The organism is Alkanindiges hydrocarboniclasticus (genome assembly GCF_001982605.1).
Classification (GTDB): domain Bacteria; phylum Pseudomonadota; class Gammaproteobacteria; order Pseudomonadales; family Moraxellaceae; genus Alkanindiges; species Alkanindiges hydrocarboniclasticus.
Genome location: NZ_MLCN01000003.1, coordinates 21,669 through 39,012 on the forward strand (window position 1 = coordinate 21,669; position 17,344 = coordinate 39,012).

General features: G+C 49.1%; 12 protein-coding genes and 1 pseudogene. 7 read left to right on the forward strand and 6 right to left on the reverse strand.

The window, feature by feature from the left end; all coding sequences use genetic code 11:
- Window positions 1-197: 197 nt before the first annotated feature.
- The 5 genes and pseudogenes from BKE30_RS00720 to BKE30_RS00740 all read left to right on the forward strand — a co-directional run bounded on the left by BKE30_RS00720 (window position 198) and on the right by BKE30_RS00740 (window position 4,086).
- Window positions 198-815, forward strand: a complete 618-nt coding sequence (locus BKE30_RS00720) for an L-threonylcarbamoyladenylate synthase (RefSeq protein ID WP_076876760.1) — start codon at window positions 198-200, stop codon at window positions 813-815.
- 377 nt (window positions 816-1,192) lie between these two features.
- Window positions 1,193-1,999, forward strand: a complete 807-nt coding sequence (locus tag BKE30_RS00725) for a segregation and condensation protein A (protein ID WP_076876761.1) — start codon at window positions 1,193-1,195, stop codon at window positions 1,997-1,999.
- Window positions 1,989-2,585: an SMC-Scp complex subunit ScpB gene (gene scpB / locus BKE30_RS00730; protein WP_076876762.1), complete on the forward strand. Its 597-nt coding sequence runs from the start codon at window positions 1,989-1,991 to the stop codon at window positions 2,583-2,585. The genes BKE30_RS00725 and scpB overlap by 11 nt, the downstream gene beginning before the upstream one ends.
- A 61-nt stretch (window positions 2,586-2,646) precedes the next feature.
- A pseudogene (gene rluB, locus BKE30_RS00735) lies at window positions 2,647-3,492 on the forward strand (23S rRNA pseudouridine(2605) synthase RluB); the annotation flags it as partial.
- Window positions 3,493-3,654: 162 nt separating this feature from the next.
- Window positions 3,655-4,086: a hypothetical protein gene (locus BKE30_RS00740; protein ID WP_076876763.1), complete on the forward strand. Its 432-nt coding sequence runs from the start codon at window positions 3,655-3,657 to the stop codon at window positions 4,084-4,086.
- A gap of 153 nt (window positions 4,087-4,239) precedes the next feature.
- On the opposite strand, the gene bfr is transcribed toward BKE30_RS00740, so the two are convergent.
- Window positions 4,240-4,704: a bacterioferritin gene (gene bfr / locus BKE30_RS00745; protein WP_076876764.1), complete on the reverse strand. Its 465-nt coding sequence runs from the start codon at window positions 4,702-4,704 to the stop codon at window positions 4,240-4,242.
- 608 nt (window positions 4,705-5,312) lie between these two features.
- Here bfr and otsB point away from each other — a divergent pair.
- Both otsB and BKE30_RS00755 read left to right on the forward strand, forming a co-directional pair.
- Entirely contained in the window at window positions 5,313-6,185 is an 873-nt protein-coding gene (gene otsB, locus BKE30_RS00750; protein ID WP_076876893.1) for a trehalose-phosphatase, read from the forward strand.
- On the forward strand, window positions 6,173-7,645 hold the full coding sequence (locus BKE30_RS00755) for a trehalose-6-phosphate synthase (protein WP_076876765.1): 1,473 nt from the start codon (window positions 6,173-6,175) through the stop codon (window positions 7,643-7,645). The genes otsB and BKE30_RS00755 overlap by 13 nt, the downstream gene beginning before the upstream one ends.
- Before the next feature lie 124 nt (window positions 7,646-7,769).
- On the opposite strand, the gene BKE30_RS00760 is transcribed toward BKE30_RS00755, so the two are convergent.
- The 5 genes from BKE30_RS00760 to BKE30_RS00780 all read right to left on the reverse strand — a co-directional run bounded on the left by BKE30_RS00760 (window position 7,770) and on the right by BKE30_RS00780 (window position 17,096).
- Window positions 7,770-8,954 carry an MFS transporter gene (locus BKE30_RS00760; protein ID WP_076876766.1) on the reverse strand — a complete coding sequence of 395 codons (1,185 nt, stop codon included), beginning with the start codon at window positions 8,952-8,954 and terminating at the stop codon, window positions 7,770-7,772.
- Window positions 8,955-9,294: 340 nt separating this feature from the next.
- Window positions 9,295-11,355: an NAD-dependent DNA ligase LigA gene (ligA, locus tag BKE30_RS00765; RefSeq protein ID WP_076876894.1), complete on the reverse strand. Its 2,061-nt coding sequence runs from the start codon at window positions 11,353-11,355 to the stop codon at window positions 9,295-9,297.
- Window positions 11,356-11,579: 224 nt separating this feature from the next.
- The gene (locus BKE30_RS00770) at window positions 11,580-12,698 is read right to left on the reverse strand and encodes a cell division protein ZipA C-terminal FtsZ-binding domain-containing protein (RefSeq protein ID WP_076876767.1); all 1,119 of its coding nucleotides are present in this window, start codon (window positions 12,696-12,698) and stop codon (window positions 11,580-11,582) included.
- A gap of 5 nt (window positions 12,699-12,703) precedes the next feature.
- Entirely contained in the window at window positions 12,704-16,288 is a 3,585-nt protein-coding gene (gene smc / locus BKE30_RS00775; protein WP_076876768.1) for a chromosome segregation protein SMC, read from the reverse strand.
- Between the two features lie 112 nt (window positions 16,289-16,400).
- Window positions 16,401-17,096, reverse strand: coding sequence for a GntR family transcriptional regulator (locus tag BKE30_RS00780; protein ID WP_076876769.1), 696 nt, complete (start codon window positions 17,094-17,096; stop codon window positions 16,401-16,403).
- Window positions 17,097-17,344: the final 248 nt, after the last annotated feature.

Genomic DNA, 17,344 nt, shown 5'->3' on the forward strand with positions numbered 1-17,344 from the left:
ACTGCTGACCTGTTAACGCAACTATTTTACCTCTGTATTGCATATTACTTTTTAGCTTTATATCCTCATTGGTTTACTGATTTACATTTTTTAAAGTGAAATGGATCAAAACTGCCTAGACTACATGCAGGCTTACGCTAAGGTAATAGAACACCACTTCATGGGATTGTTTAAATAAACCAATAAGGAACATGAACATGCTGCATTTACGTATTCATCCGCAAAATCCACAGCCACGTCTGATTCAGCAGGCGGTTGACCGCTTCCGTGCCGGTGATGTGGCGGTATATCCCACCGATGCCTGTTATGCCATTGGCTGTCATATTGGCGATAAAACCGCCATGGAAAAAATTGGCATGATCCGGCGTTTACCCGCGCAGCACCAATATGCCATTTTGTGTCGGGATTTGTCCGATATTGCCACTTATGCGAAAGTAGACAACAGTACCTACCGTTTATTGAAAGCCAATACACCCAGTATTTGTACTTTTATCCTGCCGGCCACCAGTGAAGTGCCCCGTCGCCTGCTGCACCCCAAGAAAAAAACCATTGGTATTCGTATTCCCACCAACCCGATTTGTCAGGCACTGCTTGAAGAGCTGAATGAACCATTGCTTACCAGCACCCTGATTTTACCAGGTCAGGATATGCCTTTTGATGATCCCTATGACATTGAAATGCAGTTGGGCAAGCAAATTGATGTATTTATTGATGGCGGCGTATGCAGCCGTGGTGTGACCAGTATTATTGATTTATCTGGCGATTACCCGGTGGTGGTACGTGAAGGCATGGGAAATGTGAGCGCATTCGCATAACCGCAAAACTCAATAGACCACTCTGTCTATTTTCATTTTCATAATTCAGCCTGTTTGCCATTAATTGGCACACAGGCTGAGCATTATTTTCCAATAAGTAATATAGTTTTAAAACTGACTGATCGTTCACACTTAAGCATCCGCTTTGCTGTACAATCCTCTCATTATGACTGCAAAACTGTCACTTTTTGTAAATGCAGAAAGTTGGCATAAAAAATGCTCTCTAAACGCGCCTGTCTATCTTCATCAATAAAGTCTTGTACTGCTTTTTTAAAGCATCGGCTTTTTGTGAAGTGTGCAGATCTGCGCTGTGGTATTGCTCAGATTACGGTAACTCTATCTCATGCCTTTTGTATAAATTCGCGTGGCCTAATTAAATGAACCAACAACAAACTGCTGGTGAGCCTGCTCAGACTACGGTTGCCCGTATTCATGATGAAAGGTTTTCCCATATCCCTGATGATTTATATATCCCGCCTGAAGCGTTCCAGATATTGCTGGAATACTTTGAAGGGCCGCTGGATTTCTTACTGTATCTCGTCCATAAAAATGGCCTCAATCTGGTTGAACTGGATATTGCGCCAATTGCTACCCAGTATCTGCATTATATTCAGGGCATGAAGGCACTCAATATTGAGCTGGCAGCTGACTACATGGTTATGGCGGCGTCCTTGGCTGATATTAAGTCACGCCTGTTACTGCCTAAACCGCAGGTTGCCAAACCTGAAGATGATCCGCGTCAGGATTTGCTTAGTCGTCTGCAAAACTATGCCAAAGTCAAACAGGGTGCCATGTGGCTCAGTGCCTGCCAGATTCTGGAACGCGATGTCTTTGATGCCAACAGTACAGTGGCTGCTGTGTATTGCCATGATGATGAGCGCTTTGAGGCCAGCCTGTTGCATGACGCCATGGCCCTGCTGCTAAAGCGGCCACGCCTGCAAACCCATCAGGTGGAAGTAGAGCCGGTACAGCTGGAAGAGCGCATTGTCTTTATCCGTCAGATGATCATGAAGGGTGGCGTATTGTCGTTTCATCAATTCATTAATCCCGCGCAAGGTCACATGGGCATTGTGGTGACGTTTATGGCGGTGCTGGAGCTGGTGCGTCAGGGTGAGCTTGAAATCCGGGGTTGCGGGATTGAGCAACCGCTGGCGGTTGAAGGACGGCACAGCCATGCTGCCTGATCCGCATCTCCAGCAGCCTGCCTCGCTACATCCAGTCAATATTATTGACGATGCCCTGCTGCGACTGGAAGCCCTGATTTTTGCCAGTGAAGGGCCTGTGAGCTTGTCCCAGCTTAAACAGGCCTTTGAGGACAGTATTAGTACTGCGCAAATCAGGCACTGGCTGGAACTGCTGGCAGCGCGCCAGAATAACCGTGCCATTGAACTGATTGAAACCGCGCAGGGCTACCGCTTTCAGGTGCGTGAAAACTACAGCAGCCTGATTGCCAAGGTCTGGCCCGAGCGTCCGGTACGTTTATCCAGCGCCTTGCTGGAAACACTGGCCGTGATTGCCTACCATCAGCCGGTGACCCGTGCTGATATTGAACATATTCGTGGTGTATCCGTGAACAGTCAGATTTTAAGAACATTGTTTGACCGTCAGTGGATTACCGAATCCGGTTTTCGTGAGATTCCAGGGCGGCCTGCCTTACTGGTGACCACGAAACATTTTTTAAATGCTTTTGGCCTCGTGTCATTGAAAGCTTTACCACCGCTAGAAGATGTCAAGGAAGTGCTGGATACCTTTAACGATGCTTTATCGTGATAGGCCCGGACAGATACACCAGCGTGGTTAAAGCGGTTTTTTTATTAAGGTTGTGTTTGCTATGAGTGAAAAGTTACAAAAAGTACTGGCCAGAATTGGCCTGGGGTCACGCCGCTATATGGAAGAAGTCATTGCTGCCGGGCGTGTCAGTGTTAATGGTCGCATTGCCCAAGTGGGTGAACGTATTGAACCGGGTGATGAGCTGCGGATTGATGGCCGCAAGGTTCAGTTTCAACTGGAAGATGAAGTGCGCCGCCGTGTGCTGGTGTATTACAAGCCGGAAGGTGAAATCTGTTCACGCAACGATCCGGAAGGCCGTCCTACTGTATTTGAGCATCTGCCACAAATTGCCAATGACCGCTGGGTGATGGTAGGCCGTCTGGACATTAACAGTACCGGCCTGCTGCTGTTTACCAATGATGGTGAGCTGGCCAATCGCCTGATGCATCCGTCCAATGAAGTTGAGCGTGAATACGCGGTACGCGTGATGGGCGAAGTCACTGCTGAGGCACGCAAAAACCTGTTAGCCGGTGTGGAACTGGAAGATGGCCCAGCCAAGTTTGAATCGTTTAGTGAAATTGGCGGCGAAGGCATTAACCGCTGGTATCAGGTGGTGGTCAAAGAGGGCCGTAACCGCGAAGTACGCCGCCTGTTTGAATCACAGGGCCTTAAGGTAAGCCGCCTGCTGCGTACCCGTTATGGTTCGGTCATTCTGCCGCGTGAGCTGCGTACTGGCCGCTGGGTAGAACTGGACAAGCATGACATTGATAATCTGGTAAAATCGGTAGAGCTAAAGCCCCGTATTGGTACTGGCTTGTATGGCATGGCCAAGCGTCGCGCCGAGCGTCAGGTGGAAAACCCACTGCCAGCGCGTCGGGGTGGATTTTTACGTCAGCAAAAGCGGGATACCAGCGTTAAATAACTTTTTATGCTGAATCAAAAAAGCCTGTTTTAATCGTTAAACAGGCTTTTTTTACATCTATATTGCTGGCGTTGAGGAAAGAATTCCGACTATCGTTTGGCCTAATTACTCAACTTATTTTTAAATACTAATGGCAAGTAATTCACAATGCAGTCATTAGCACCCGATGAAATCATATTATTTCAGGCCATGCCTTTTAATTCTTTAAGTAAAATTTTTTATATGGCTGCCAACCTACTGGGCTTAATCATTATTTTTCCAACAAGCTTGCTATTAGATACTTGTCTTAACCTGTATATTTTCCTGATTTTATTCATGCTATTGAAGAGTTTTAATAAAATTACGATTGCTAACCAGCGTATATTTTTAAGAATTTTTCTCATCACGAGAACGATTAACTTAAACAGAATCGCACACTCGCCTTACCTTACTATTCCACCGCACACGTTTAAAAAATATGAATGGCAAAGAAAACTGTTGAAACAGGATTTTCAAAAATTCTGGCAAGATAAATTTGGTATTTACTTTGCAGCAAGTCCAGAAATGCAGTCCTTTACTTTGCTCAATCAGCCTTTATAGTACCTATGGCTTGGATTATTTTCTAAAAAACAATCCAAACAATTTTTACAAATTTTAGCTAAACACTGGCAACTTGACTCCTCTATTCAGTTACCTGAAAAATTGACAAACAAGCGTCAATCATGAAGTTAACGCTTATTTACCTTTACCTAGTCACATCTGTGATTGCAGATAGTTTGGCAGGCCAATTTTCTTAATCAGGCCCAACTGTTTTTCCAGCCAATAGGTATGGTCTTCTTCGGTATCGGCCATTTGCGCACGCAGCATGTCGCGGCTGACATAATCACCCTTGGCTTCACACAGTTGTACACCCTTGGCCAGATCCTTGCGAACCTTGTATTCCAGCGCAAGATCTGCTTCCAGGCACGAAATCACATCGGTGCCAATATTCAGGCTATCCCGTGACATATCTGGCGTGCCGTCCAGAAACAGCACACGGCGAATTAACGCATCAGCATGGCCACCTTCTTCCTGTGATTCATGATCCAGCCGTTCGTAAAGCTTATGCAGTCCCCAGTCTTCATACATACGGGAATGGATCAGGTACTGGTCACGCGCAGCAAGTTCGCCGCCTATCAGCATATTTAAATAATTAATCACTTCGGTATCGCCGCGCATGATGTTTCTCCTCAAAACTGGTGCCATTATGGCGCAGACTGCTGTATTTTCAAAGTGAATAATTGTGTAAGTTTATGATTTTTAACAACTAAAAATGAGAAGCATACGCATTCGCACTATTTTTTGATGCCATAACATCTTGTTTTAAAGCTACATTTTGGCATCAGCCTGTCTATTAAGGTGCATTGCTACCCAAGACATTTTTACAAAAAAAGCTTATAGCACTGTGTTGTCATAGTGGCTTGGGCGACGTAGGTGAATACAGGTTATATAAAAGTAAAGACTGCAATTTTTTTATAAAGTTAAACTTGATAATCCAATTAGGCTGGTTATTGATAAAGCTTATGGATATCAGCGCATTCTTTGAATGACAAGGCAGGCAAAATTTGTGGCCAGAACAATATACGTAATATTGTGAAAAATTTATGTGTAGAACCTTAATATTATGTAGTGCAAATAATAAATTCCGGCAAAAACATGAATTTTGATGATAAAAAAAAGACCTAGCCGAGGGTGCCACAATGACTAGCCAATCCAGTAAAGATTCAATTGACAACCTGATTCATCATCACACGCAGTCTCAGCATCCGGCGCCCGCCAGTCATAACATGGCTTCTTGCCCAACAAGGCTGGATAAACCAGTGCGTAATGAACCCGTATTTAATGAGCCAGCCGAATTAATCCAGCAGCTCAAAACCAATACCACCGGATACTGTTTATTTCTGGATATTGATGGCACGCTGGCTGATTTTTGTGATGACCCGGAACAAAGTTTTATTCCGCAAAGTACGCTGGCGGCCATTGAAGCCATTATGCATTATCAGGTGCCAGTGATTGCCGTGACTGGGCGGCATATTGAAGTGGCACAGCAGCTATTTAAGCAGATTAGCCTGCCAGTAGCGGGCCTGCATGGACTGGATATTATGCTGGATCGCAATAACAGCCTGAGTCCTGATTTAAGCCATATTGATTTTGTTCGCTTAAGGCAGAAGCTTGAACACACCTGCACTGAATATCCCCGGTTGTTGCTGGAAGATAAACAGCATTCTTTTGCCCTGCATTACCGCCAGTGCCCTGAACTGGAACCAGTAGCCCATGACATTATGCAGCAGTTACAGGCCAGCTATCCTCACATGAAGCTGAACCATGGCAAGTGTGTGGTAGAAATCCTGCCAAAGCAGGCTGACAAGGGCCATGCCATACAAACCATTCTGGCCCATCTTCAGCTTGAGCATGTTATCCCGTTGTTTATTGGTGATGACGTAACCGATGAGTCCGGTTTTAGGGCGGTTAATGCACAACAGGGGATAAGTATTAAGGTAGGTACCGGTAGTACTGATGCCATTTACCGCTTAAAAGATACTGCAACCGTTGCAGAGTTTTTAAATCAGTTTCACCAGTTTTTGTATCGCGGTGCTGTGAGTAATGAGGCTGGACGTCGCGCTCAGGCACAACACGGAGAAGAAACATGTCAAAACTAATTGTATTGTCAAACCGGGTCAGCCTGCCAAATCCTGACAAACCTGCGGCTGGTGGCCTTGCCGTAGCGCTACAGGATGCCCTGACGGAAACAGGCGGTATCTGGCTGGGCTGGAATGGTGACATCATCCCTGACAGCAGGGATACCAGTGCAGATGAAAATACCAGCCACGCAGCTTACCAGCCCCAGTTTGGGCAGGTGGTGGATGGCAAGATTGAATACCTGACCTGCCCCCTTACCCAGAACCAGTATGACCAGTATTATTGTGGCTTTGCCAACAATACGCTGTGGCCTGCTATGCATGAACGGCAGGACTTGCTTGAATACAATCCGGCAGAGTTTGAAACCTACCAGCAGGTTAACGCACTGTTTGCCCGGCAACTTAAAGCCATTGCCCAGCCCGATGATGTGATCTGGGTGCATGACTACCATTTCTTTAGCGTGGCCCGTTACTGCCGTGAGCTTGGCATGGACAACAAAATCGGGTTTTTCCTGCATATTCCGTTTGCACCGCTGTCCATCTGGCAATGCATCCCAACAGCTGAGCGCCTTATACAGGACTTGTGCCATTATGATCTGGTAGGCCTGCAAACTGATTATGACCAGTCACTGTGCATGCAAGCCTGTACAACGTTGCTAAAAGCACAAAAAATCCAGCATTCACTGGTCAGTTACCAGCAACGCATTACTACCATTAAATGCTATCCGATTGGTATTAACCCTGCACAGATTCAGCAGGTGGCAAAAAAACATGCCAATGACCGGCAGGATGTGTTTGACCTTAAAGCCCTAAAACATCAGAAAACCATTATTGGGGTCGACCGTATTGATTACTCCAAGGGCATTCTGGAACGCTTTGATGCATTTGCTGCATTTTTAGAACAGTATCCGCAGTATCACCGGCGCATTACCGAGCTACAAATTGCCTGCCCTTGCCGCATGGATATTCTGGCGTATCAGCGCCTGTTTCGGCAGGTGAACCAGACAGTAGAAAAAATTAATGACACCTTTGCCCAGCATGACTGGCTACCGATTGACTGTACCAACGAGGTCGTTCCGCATGAAACCCTGATGGGATTATATCGGCTGACCGATATTTGCTGGATTAGCTCACTGCGGGATGGCATGAATCTGGTGGCCAAGGAATACATTGCCGCACAAGACCCGGAAAACCCCGGCGTGCTGATTTTATCCAAATATGCCGGTGCAGCGGAACAAATGCAGCAAGCGCTGATTGTTGATCCTACTGATACCCAAGATATGGTGAATGCCCTGAAAACAGCCATTGATATGCCGCTGGAAGAACGCCTTTCCCGTTACCAGCAATTGATGCAAGGCTTAACCACGTTTGATATTAATGACTGGCGCAACCAGTTTTTGAGTGACTTGCGCAAGAACCATCAACTGGAAAATTTTAAGCAACCCATACGGGCAGTGAATACAGCCTATCAGTTGTTGTAAAAAGTTAAAGCTACAGCATTTTAGCTAGTTATAAATTTGGCTTAAGCAAGAAAAATGCTAAAACCAGCTTGTTGTGAATTATCTAAAGCTGGTTTTACTGGTTAGATTTAAAATATTGCTGAAGTTAAGCCGGATCAACCCGGGTAAATTTATTGAAAAAGGCAATCATTAACAGCATGGCCGCCACAATGGCAAACATGATGGTCAAGCTGGTGGCATGCCCCAGAATGCCAATCAGTGCCGGGCCGGTCAGTGAACCCGTATAGGCTATGGTGGAAACACAGGACAAAGCAGCGGCTCGCGGCATTAAGGACTGGCGGCCAACCCGAGAAAACATTACCGGTACAATGTTGGAACAGCCAAAGCCAACCAGCGCATAACCCAGCAGTACCACAAACCAGTGCGGTGCAGTCACCACCACCACTAGCCCTAGCGCAGCACAGGCAGCGCTATAGGACACAATATTTTTCTCGCCCAGTGATTTCAGCAGGTAACGCCCGGAAAAACGCCCCAGTGTCATGGCAATGGCAAAAAAGGTATATGCCAGACCAGCATAGGCCGTGCTCACCTGATATTTGGAAGTCAGGTAAATCCCGCTCCAGTCCATGGCAGCACCTTCGGACAAAAAGGCAATAAAGCACATCACGCCAATCATCAGAATGACCCGGTTAGGCAATTTCCAGCCGGTTTTTTTCTGCGCAACCGGTGTTTCTTCTTTTTCAATTTCTGCCAGACACGCAGGCACTGCCATTACACTAATGGCTAATAACAGAATACTAATGGCAACTGCGCTCACCAATGGCGACACGCCAGCAGCCAGCAAACAGGTCATGGTCATCACGCCTGCCAACCCGCCAAGACTACACATGCCATGAAAACTGGACATTAGTGCACGCAAGCTGTTTTTTTCAACAATAACGGCTTGCAGGTTTAGTGCCACACCAAAACTACCTGCGGCCACTCCAAACAAAAACAGGGAAATGGCCATCATGAGTGAGGTGCCCCAGATGGCCAGACCCGGTAGCACTGCCAGCAACAACAGCAAGGCAAAGCCAATGAGCACACGGCAACCCACCCGCTGTACCAAAGCACCGGTAGCAGGCATGGCCACCATGGAACCAATACCGGCACACAGCAACAGCAGGCCAAAGTCCGCATGGTTTAAATGCAGGCGTTGCTGGGCAAAAGGTACTAACGGCGCCCACGCCGCTGTGCCAAAGCCCAGAGCAAAGAAATTCAAGCGGGTTGAAACCCGTTGTGCGCTTAAGAGAGCGGTGCTGTCAACACCAGCAGTTCTGAAAAGTAACATAGTCGCGTGTCACCACCCTGAAAGAAGACCTATTGTCCAGCTAACCGGTAGTTCATCCACGCGCTTAGCCAATAGAAAAACCCCTGCTGATGGGTAGAAAAAATAGCCTTTTCCACAGTTCAGCAAGGGCTTCCTGATTGGCGAGATTATATCCAATTACAACTTTAATACATCTGGTTTTTACAATTTATCCAGCCATTTTTGTAACGATGAAAACCTTTGATACCAGTGTTTCTACCAGATTCATCCATAATCTTTCAAGCATGAATTTAATTGCTGAATTAACCCTCAATGTATTTATTTTGTAAATAAATATTGGCCAATAAAACCTTTTATACCATTAAATGTCCTGCCCATAACTTTGCATCAGTTCAACAAACTCGGTTTCAGTTAAAATCCGCACACCCAGCTTTTGCGCTTTGTCCAGTTTACTGCCAGCTTTTTCGCCAGCCACCAGTGCGCGGGTCTTGTTGGATATACTCCCACTCACCCGTGCGCCCAAGGCTTGCAGATGCTGGGTGGCTTCTTCACGGGTAAACTGGGTAAGGGTGCCGGTCAGTACCCAGCTTTCACCAGTTAAGGGTTGACGGGTACGCGGCGCGGGCAATGGCCAGTGGACGCCAGCAGCCAGTAACCGGTCTATCACTTCCATGTTGTGTTCGGCGCGAAAAAAATCATGAATCCATTCAGCAGTGATTTCGCCAACCTCAGGGGCTTTTTTCAGCGCCTCCAGATCGGCAAATTTCAGGTTATCCAGTGTCTGGAAAGTATCCGCCAGCATGCGGGCCGTGGTTTCCCCTACGCCGCGAATCCCCAGCGCGTAAATAAAACGGCTCAAGGTAGTTTCCTTACTGGCTTCAATGGCAGCCAGCAGGTTTTGCAGTGATTTTTCACCCATTTTTTCAAGGCTGAGCAATACGTCCTGATGCGCATGCAAGTGGTAAATATCCGCTACATTGTTAATCAGGCCCTTTTCCAGCAAGGATTCCACCCAGCGTTCGCCAAGGCCTTCAATATCCATGGCCTTGCGTGACACAAAATGCCGGATGGCTTCCATGCGTTGCGCCGGGCAATACAGGCCACCGCTGCACCGTGCCAGTGCCTCGCCCTCTGGCATGACGACAGGTGAATCACACACCGGACAGCACGCTGGCAACTCTATTGGCACACTATCTGCCGGACGAAACTCTGGCCAGACCCGTTCAACCTTGGGAATGACATCGCCAGTGCGGTACACGCTTACGGTGTCACCAATACGCACATCCAGCCGGTGGATTTCACCAATATTATGCAAGGTTACATTGCTCACCGTTACGCCGCCCACATACACCGGCTTTAAGCGTGCGACAGGCGTGAGCGTACCAATGCGGCCAATTTGCCATTCAATGTTTTCAACGGTAGTAAGTGCAGCCTGTGCAGGAAACTTATACGCCGTGGCCCAGCGTGGTTCACGACTTAAAAAGCCCAGTTGCTTTTGCTGGCTTAAGGCATTCACCTTAATCACCATGCCATCAATTTCTACCGACAAGTCCGCCCGCTGCTGCTGGATTTGTTCATAGGCTTTCTGTACCTCTTGTACGCTGGCCGCCACAAAATGCTGCTCGCCAATTGCAAAACCCAAGCGGGTCAGCCATTGCATGCTATCGGACTGGGTGGCAAAGCCATGATGCGGCGTACACTGGGCAATGCCATAGGCATAAAACGCCAGTGGACGGGCAGCGGCAATCCCGGGGTTTAGCTGGCGCAGGCTACCGGCTGCGGCATTGCGCGGATTGGCAAAGGTTTTTTCACCCCGTGCCTCAGCATCACGGTTAAGCTTTAAGAAGCCACTTTTGGGCATCACCACTTCGCCGCGTACTTCCAGGAACTCAGGCAATGGCTGCTGGTCAGTCGCACACAGCACTTTAGGCAGGTTGCGAATGGTACTAACGCTATGGGTAATGTCTTCACCGGTTTCACCATCACCACGGGTAACGCCACGCACAAAACGACCCTGTTCATACCACAGTGACACTGCCAAGCCATCAAACTTGAGTTCAACCTCATACTCATACGGCTGGTTGGGCAGCCGTTCACGCACACGCTGGTCAAATGCCTTGAGGTCATCCTCATTAAACACATTGCCCAGTGACAGCATGGGCACGGTATGTTGCACACTTTGAAACTTGGCCAGCGCCTCGCCACCGACCCTCTGGGTGGGTGAATCCGGCTGAATCAAATCAGGATGTTCCTGTTCGAGTGCCTTGAGCTGGTGAAACAGCTGGTCATATTCTGCATCACTGATACTGGGCGCATCCATCACATAATAGGCATGATTATGCTTGGCCAGTATGCTAATCAGTTCTCGCATGCGCCGGATCATGGACTGAGTCTCGTGCTGGGAATCGGTAGATGGCTGCATCATATAAAAAACCAGAATTATCAAAAATTAACGATTAAATGAACACTTGAGACAGTATAACAATCCCTTTTCCCTTGTCAGGGAATGAGCAAAGCGCAAGGAGGTTTCGCAAGAGTTCCAACATGGAATGGTAAAACAAAAATGCCATCATTGCAGCGCAACAATGGCAAGGCTTCTCTATCAGGCTATACCCGCCTGGCTCAATCACAATGCAACCAGCCGGATTAAGCGGGTGTGCGGTATTCCAGTACAAAATGACGATAATGTTCGCGCAACTGCGGGCTAAGCTGGTTCATGTGTTCATCATAAACCTGCCCGTGAATCTCACGCGCCAGTAGTGTAGAAATGCTCACCATGGTGTCATAGCCTGCAACGGCATGCTTGCTGGGCAGGGCCAGAAAAAATGCCAAGCCTTCCACCTGTTCAGTGGGCAGGGTTTCCAGATCAAAACCGGATGGGCCTTCACTGGTATAACGCAGCACACTAAACATCAGCGGGCCAGTGCCATCAGAGTCGGCAAAACGGTGAAACAGTGACATTTCACCATAGCGCAAGCCAAACTGGCGTAACAATTGAATGGTACGTTCACCGGATAGCGTGCGTGATGCGTTGGGCATTACATACAGCGCCACAATATGCTCGGCCTGTGCCAGTGCGCTTTCATCATCACGGCGCTCCTGATCCTCCAGATGGGCATCCAGCAGCGCACTTTCGCCCTGCCATTCCTCTACATCAGCCGTAGCAAGGGTGTCTGCCTGCTGAGCTGATCCTGTATTTTCGTCAAGGATTGTATCGTCAGCCGAGGTGGCAGCTTCCAGTTGAGCCAGTGCCTGATCAAAGGTATCTTCAACCGGGTCCTGATCAGGCTTGCTGCTTTCTGCCAGTGCCTGTACCTGGGATTGCGTCTGCTGGCTACTGATTGTTTCAGGCGCATTGTGGATAGCATCAGCATGGTCATCATTGAGCGCATCGGCCAGTGAATCAGTTGTACGGTCAGCCTTGATAGCCGGCGCTTCGGCCAGCAAGTCATCGTCAGGGCTTGCTGTATTGACCGCTGGCGGGCTTGCTGGCTGCGGTGCGGTGCTGCGCGTAGGGGAAACTGCCGGGGCAACCTGTGCAGCACTTTCCGGCTGCCTGATCTGGTCACGCACATGGCGCGGAACTACCGGGATACGTCCGCCATTATGGTCATTGTCTGGGTTGCTGTCATTTTCATCCAGCAGTAATTGTTCGCTTGCCGTTGTTGTATTTTCATTCGCCGCATTTTTTCTAAGCATTAAATACAGGCCCAAAGCAATTGCCAAGGCAGCAATGACATAACCAACAATGGTTAAAAAATCCATGAGTCCTACTCCGAAGTTGCACTATATGTTGCAGCTTGCTCAATATTTACGGCCACCAGACGCGAAGCACCGGGTTCCGGCATGGTTACCCCCAACAAATCCGTTGCCATGGTCATAGCAAGTTTATTATGGGTAATGTAAATGAATTGAACCTGTTGTGATAGCTCTTTTACCAAATGACAAAACCGTTGCACGTTAGCATCGTCCAGTGGCGCATCCACCTCATCCAGCACACAAAATGGGGCAGGATTTAACCTGAAAATAGCAAATACCAGTGCCAGTGCGGTCAGGGCTTTTTCCCCGCCGGACAACAGCGCCAGACTACTGTTGCGCTTGCCCGGTGGCCGCGCCATCAGTTTGACCCCGGATTGCCAGTCATCCTCAAGGCTTAAGGAAGCTTCACCGCCCCCAAACACCTTGGGGAACAGGATTTTCAGCTCGGCATTAACCTGATCAAAGGTGCTCATAAACAGGGTGCGGGTTTCCTGATCAATACTTTTCATGGCTTGTTCCAGTTGTTCCACGGCCTGTTGCAGGTCATGCATCTGGTGCGCCAGTTCCTCATGGCGCTGGGTCACATCCTGCAAGGCTTCAGGGGCTGCCAGATTCAAGTGGCCCAGCTTCTGGATCTGCTGCTGAACCTTTTCCAGTTGCTGTTGCCAGTTGGCCAGCTGGCTGATATCCACTTGTTCGGGTTTGGCCTGTTCTAACTTAATAATCTCAGGTTCAGCATTGTCTGATTCAGTCTGCGGCTTAGTCGGTGCTTGGGTTTGCAAGGCACTTAGTTGTTCCAGTGCCTGTTCCATTTTGTTTTTGCAGTCCTGCCAATGCAGCCGGGTTTGCTCAAGGCTGTCGCGCAACTGGTCTTCCCCGCTCTGGCCTTGCTGACGCAACTGGCTCAGGCGTTGCTGTTCCTGCTGGCGACATTCCAGTTGCTGCTGCCAGCGACTCCAGCTGGTATGGGCCTGTGCTGCTTTTTGCTGGGATTCTTCCAGTTGCTTGAGCTGGGCCGGATATAACTCCTGTGCCTGTAGGGTAGCTTGTTCCAGTTGTGCCAGTTGTGTATGAATTTGCTGTTGCTGCGGTTCGGCGCGCTGCAAGGACTGTTCGGCTGCCTGCCACTGTACCGTTAAGCTATGCTGGCTGGCCTGCAATTGCTGGTGTTGCTGCTGAATGAGCTGATGGGCAATGCGGGCGTCCTGTAATACCTGTTGCAGCTGGTTGCGGCTGTCCTGCTGGGCTTGCAGGCGCGGGTTTAGCTGGTTGAATCGCAAGTTCAGGCCAGCCAGTTCCATTTGCCAGTCGGTCACCTGTTCCTGATCATCCTGCTGGCTATGCTGCAATTCTTCCAGTTGGCGCAACAGTTGGTTCATTTGTTGCTGTTCGGCCTGCACGCTGCTTTCCAGCCGGGCACGTTGTAGTTCGAGCTGGCGCTGTTGCTGGTTGGTCTGTGCCAGCTTTTGCTCAATCGGTTTTAGACTATCCTGCTGCAAGGTTACTTGTTGTTGAAGTTCCTGCTGCTGGCACTCCAGTGGCTCAATGTGCTGCTGCAACTGGTGCAAGATTTGCTGAAGTTCCTGCTGGCGCAGTTGCTGCTGCAATATGCCTTGCTGGCGCGCGGCCTGTTCATCAATATTCAGGTTGATTTGCCAGTTTTGGCCCAGCCAGAAGCCATCCATACTCAGCAGGCTTTGATGGCTCTGGAGCTGCGGTTGGAGATGCAGGGCTATCGCATAATCCGCCACAATACCAACGGCATGCCAGCAGCTTAAACACGGCGTGACCCAGTGTGCCAATGGAATGACCTGTTCATGCTGTAGGCAATGCGGTGCTGATGGGTCTTCCAGCGGGTCTGCATCCGCCAGATAAACTCGCGCTACGGTAGAGGTGTTAGCAAAACTGTCCTGCAAATTGGCATTCAGCCAGTCACCCAGAAATTTTTCAATCAATGGCAAATGCGGCTGGGCCTGTGGCTGAAGCTGTAATTGCTGCAATAGTTGTAGAGTAGCGGCTGGGCCAGACTTTTCAGGCTGTTTTTTTCCAGTTCTGGCCTTGTTTTCATGTTTAGACTGCCCGGCTTTATTGGCCTGTAGCTTTTGAATGGCTTGCAACTCGGTATCATGCTGCTGGTATTCAGCCTGCTGCTGCTGAAGCGCCTGCCGGATTTTTTCCAGTTGTTGCTGTTGCTCACTTAGTGTGGCCTGTGCCTGCTGTTGTTGCTGTTCCAACCGGGTTTTTTCCAGCTGGTTATCTTGCAGCTCAATCAGGAGGTCGTCCAGTTCAATCTGTTGCACACTGTTTTTCAGCCGCTCCAGTTGGGCGCTGGCCTGCTGGATTTGCTGCTCCAGCCTTAACTGTGCCCGTGCCGTACTGTCAATTTGCTGCTGCAGGCGCTGCTGTTGCTGGCTAAATTGCTGCGCCTGCTGCTGGCTGTCTTGCCAGTCGGCCTCAACTTGCTGATATTGCTGTTCTATCTGCCGCAAATGTGCCAGTTTGTGTTGAAGCTGTTCATCAATCCCCGCCAGTTGTTGCTGACCTGATTGCCGTTGCTGCGCCAGTGTAGCGAGTCGTTCCTGATCCTGTGCAATCTGACTGGTCAGGGTTTTTAGGCTGTCCTGCCATTGGCGGATTTGCGTATCGCGTTGTGCCTGATCCTGCTGGTATTGCTGCACCCGTGCTTCAAGCTGGCTCACTTCACGCTCGGCCTGCTGCCATGCCTGCTGAATTGGTTCAGCCCGCGCCAGTAATTCGGAGAGTTGCTGGCTACCGCTTTCCCAGTCCGCTTCAGCCTGATTACGGTGGCTACGCAGCTCGCGGTATTGCTCACCCATCTGAGTGAGCTGCTCAGTATAATGCTGCTGGTTTTGCTCGGCCTGACGGTAATGCGCCGACCATACTTTAACTTTCAGGGCCAGTTGCTGCTGTTCCAGCTCATGGTACTTGATAGCCGCCTGACTTTGCCGCTTGAGGCTGCGCATCTGGCTTTGTAGCTCATCATTGATATCTTCCAGTCGGCTCAGGTTCTGGCGGGTATGCTCGAGATGTTGCAGGGTTTCGCGGCGGCGGGCCTGATAGCGTGATACACCGGCGGCTTCCTCAATAAAAACCCGCAGCTCGAACGGCTTGGCATCCACCAGCCGGTTAATCATGCCCTGTTCAATAATGGCATAGGAGCGCGGGCCAAGGCCGGTACCCAGAAAAATATCGGTAATATCGCGGCGGCGGCAGCGGGTACCATTTAAAAAATAATCCGAGCGGCCATCGCGGTTAACCTGTCGACGTACCGACAACTCGCTATAGGCATTGTATTCACCGCCCAGCTTGCCCAGTGTGTTTTCAAAACGTAGCTCCACACTGGCTTGCCCCACGGGTTTGCGCTGTGCAGTTCCGGCAAAAATCACATCAGTCATGGCGCCACCACGCAACTGCCGCGCAGAAGACTCGCCCATCACCCAGCGAATGGCATCAATTACATTGGACTTGCCACAGCCATTGGGGCCAACCACTGCCGTCCGGTTATCCGGAAACACCAGCGTGGTACTGTCCACAAATGACTTGAAACCCGCCAGTTTTAAACTAATTAACCGCATATCTTAAAATCGCATCACTGTATTTACCGCGTCTTTGTACTTGCTGCTTGCCGGATTATGGGCTGTGTAGCCCACCTAGCCTGCCGAGATATAGCTGATGCTGACTATCCGCTTAGCGCCGTGAACGCTGTGCCCATGCCAGCTCAATTTGTTTCATGCGGGCCAGTGAATCCAGCACCAGATTGCGCAGGTGACGGCAAAAATCTTCCATAAACAGCGCAGCCTGCTCGCCCTTGCGAATCAGGATGGCATCAATGACTGGACGGAACAGCACAAAGGCTTCCTGTAGCTCCCGCCGAGAGGTATTCAAGGTTAAAAAATAACTGCGGCGCAATGACGGCAACAGGTTGGCAAAAATATCGGTCAGGTACGGATTGGCTACAATCCCGTTGCAGGTTTGCAGGAACAAAAACACATGATCATAAAATTTTTCAATATCACCCAGCCGTACCTGTTCATCCAGCTGCTGCATGAGCTCATTCATTTGTTCGCTGTCATGCTGGCGCCAGCGTTCACTGGTTCGTTGCACCAGTGAACCCAGTATCATCATGCTGGTATCAAACAGGTTTTGAACCTGCTGCGCCGACATTTCCGACACCACTGCCCCGCGCCGCGGATAAATTTCAATCAGGTAAGTACGCTGCAAAATCAGCAGCGCCTCACGCACCGAGCCACGGCTGACATCCAGCTCTTTGGCAATGCGTAACTCCTGAATGCGCTCCCCTTCAACCAGCTCACCGGTAATAATCTGTTCACTAATGTGCTTTGCAATTTGCTCAGATAAACTGATCGACGCCTGAAATGCCATTGTGATACCTGTTATGTTGTTATCAATTAAAAAATGCTCAGGTTGCAGCCCTTACAGCTACATGTTTATATAACAGAGTTTACACGTGTACTCTGTCACATTGTCGGACATTTTTACATTATTTTAGCCAAATAGGCAGGCTTAACAACCTAAAAACGCTGTATTTTTGAACCAAAGCCATGACTTGACAGTAACGCCAGTGTGATCCAACCTATAAGTCATGCGTTAACAAGGCGTTTTAATCCGTC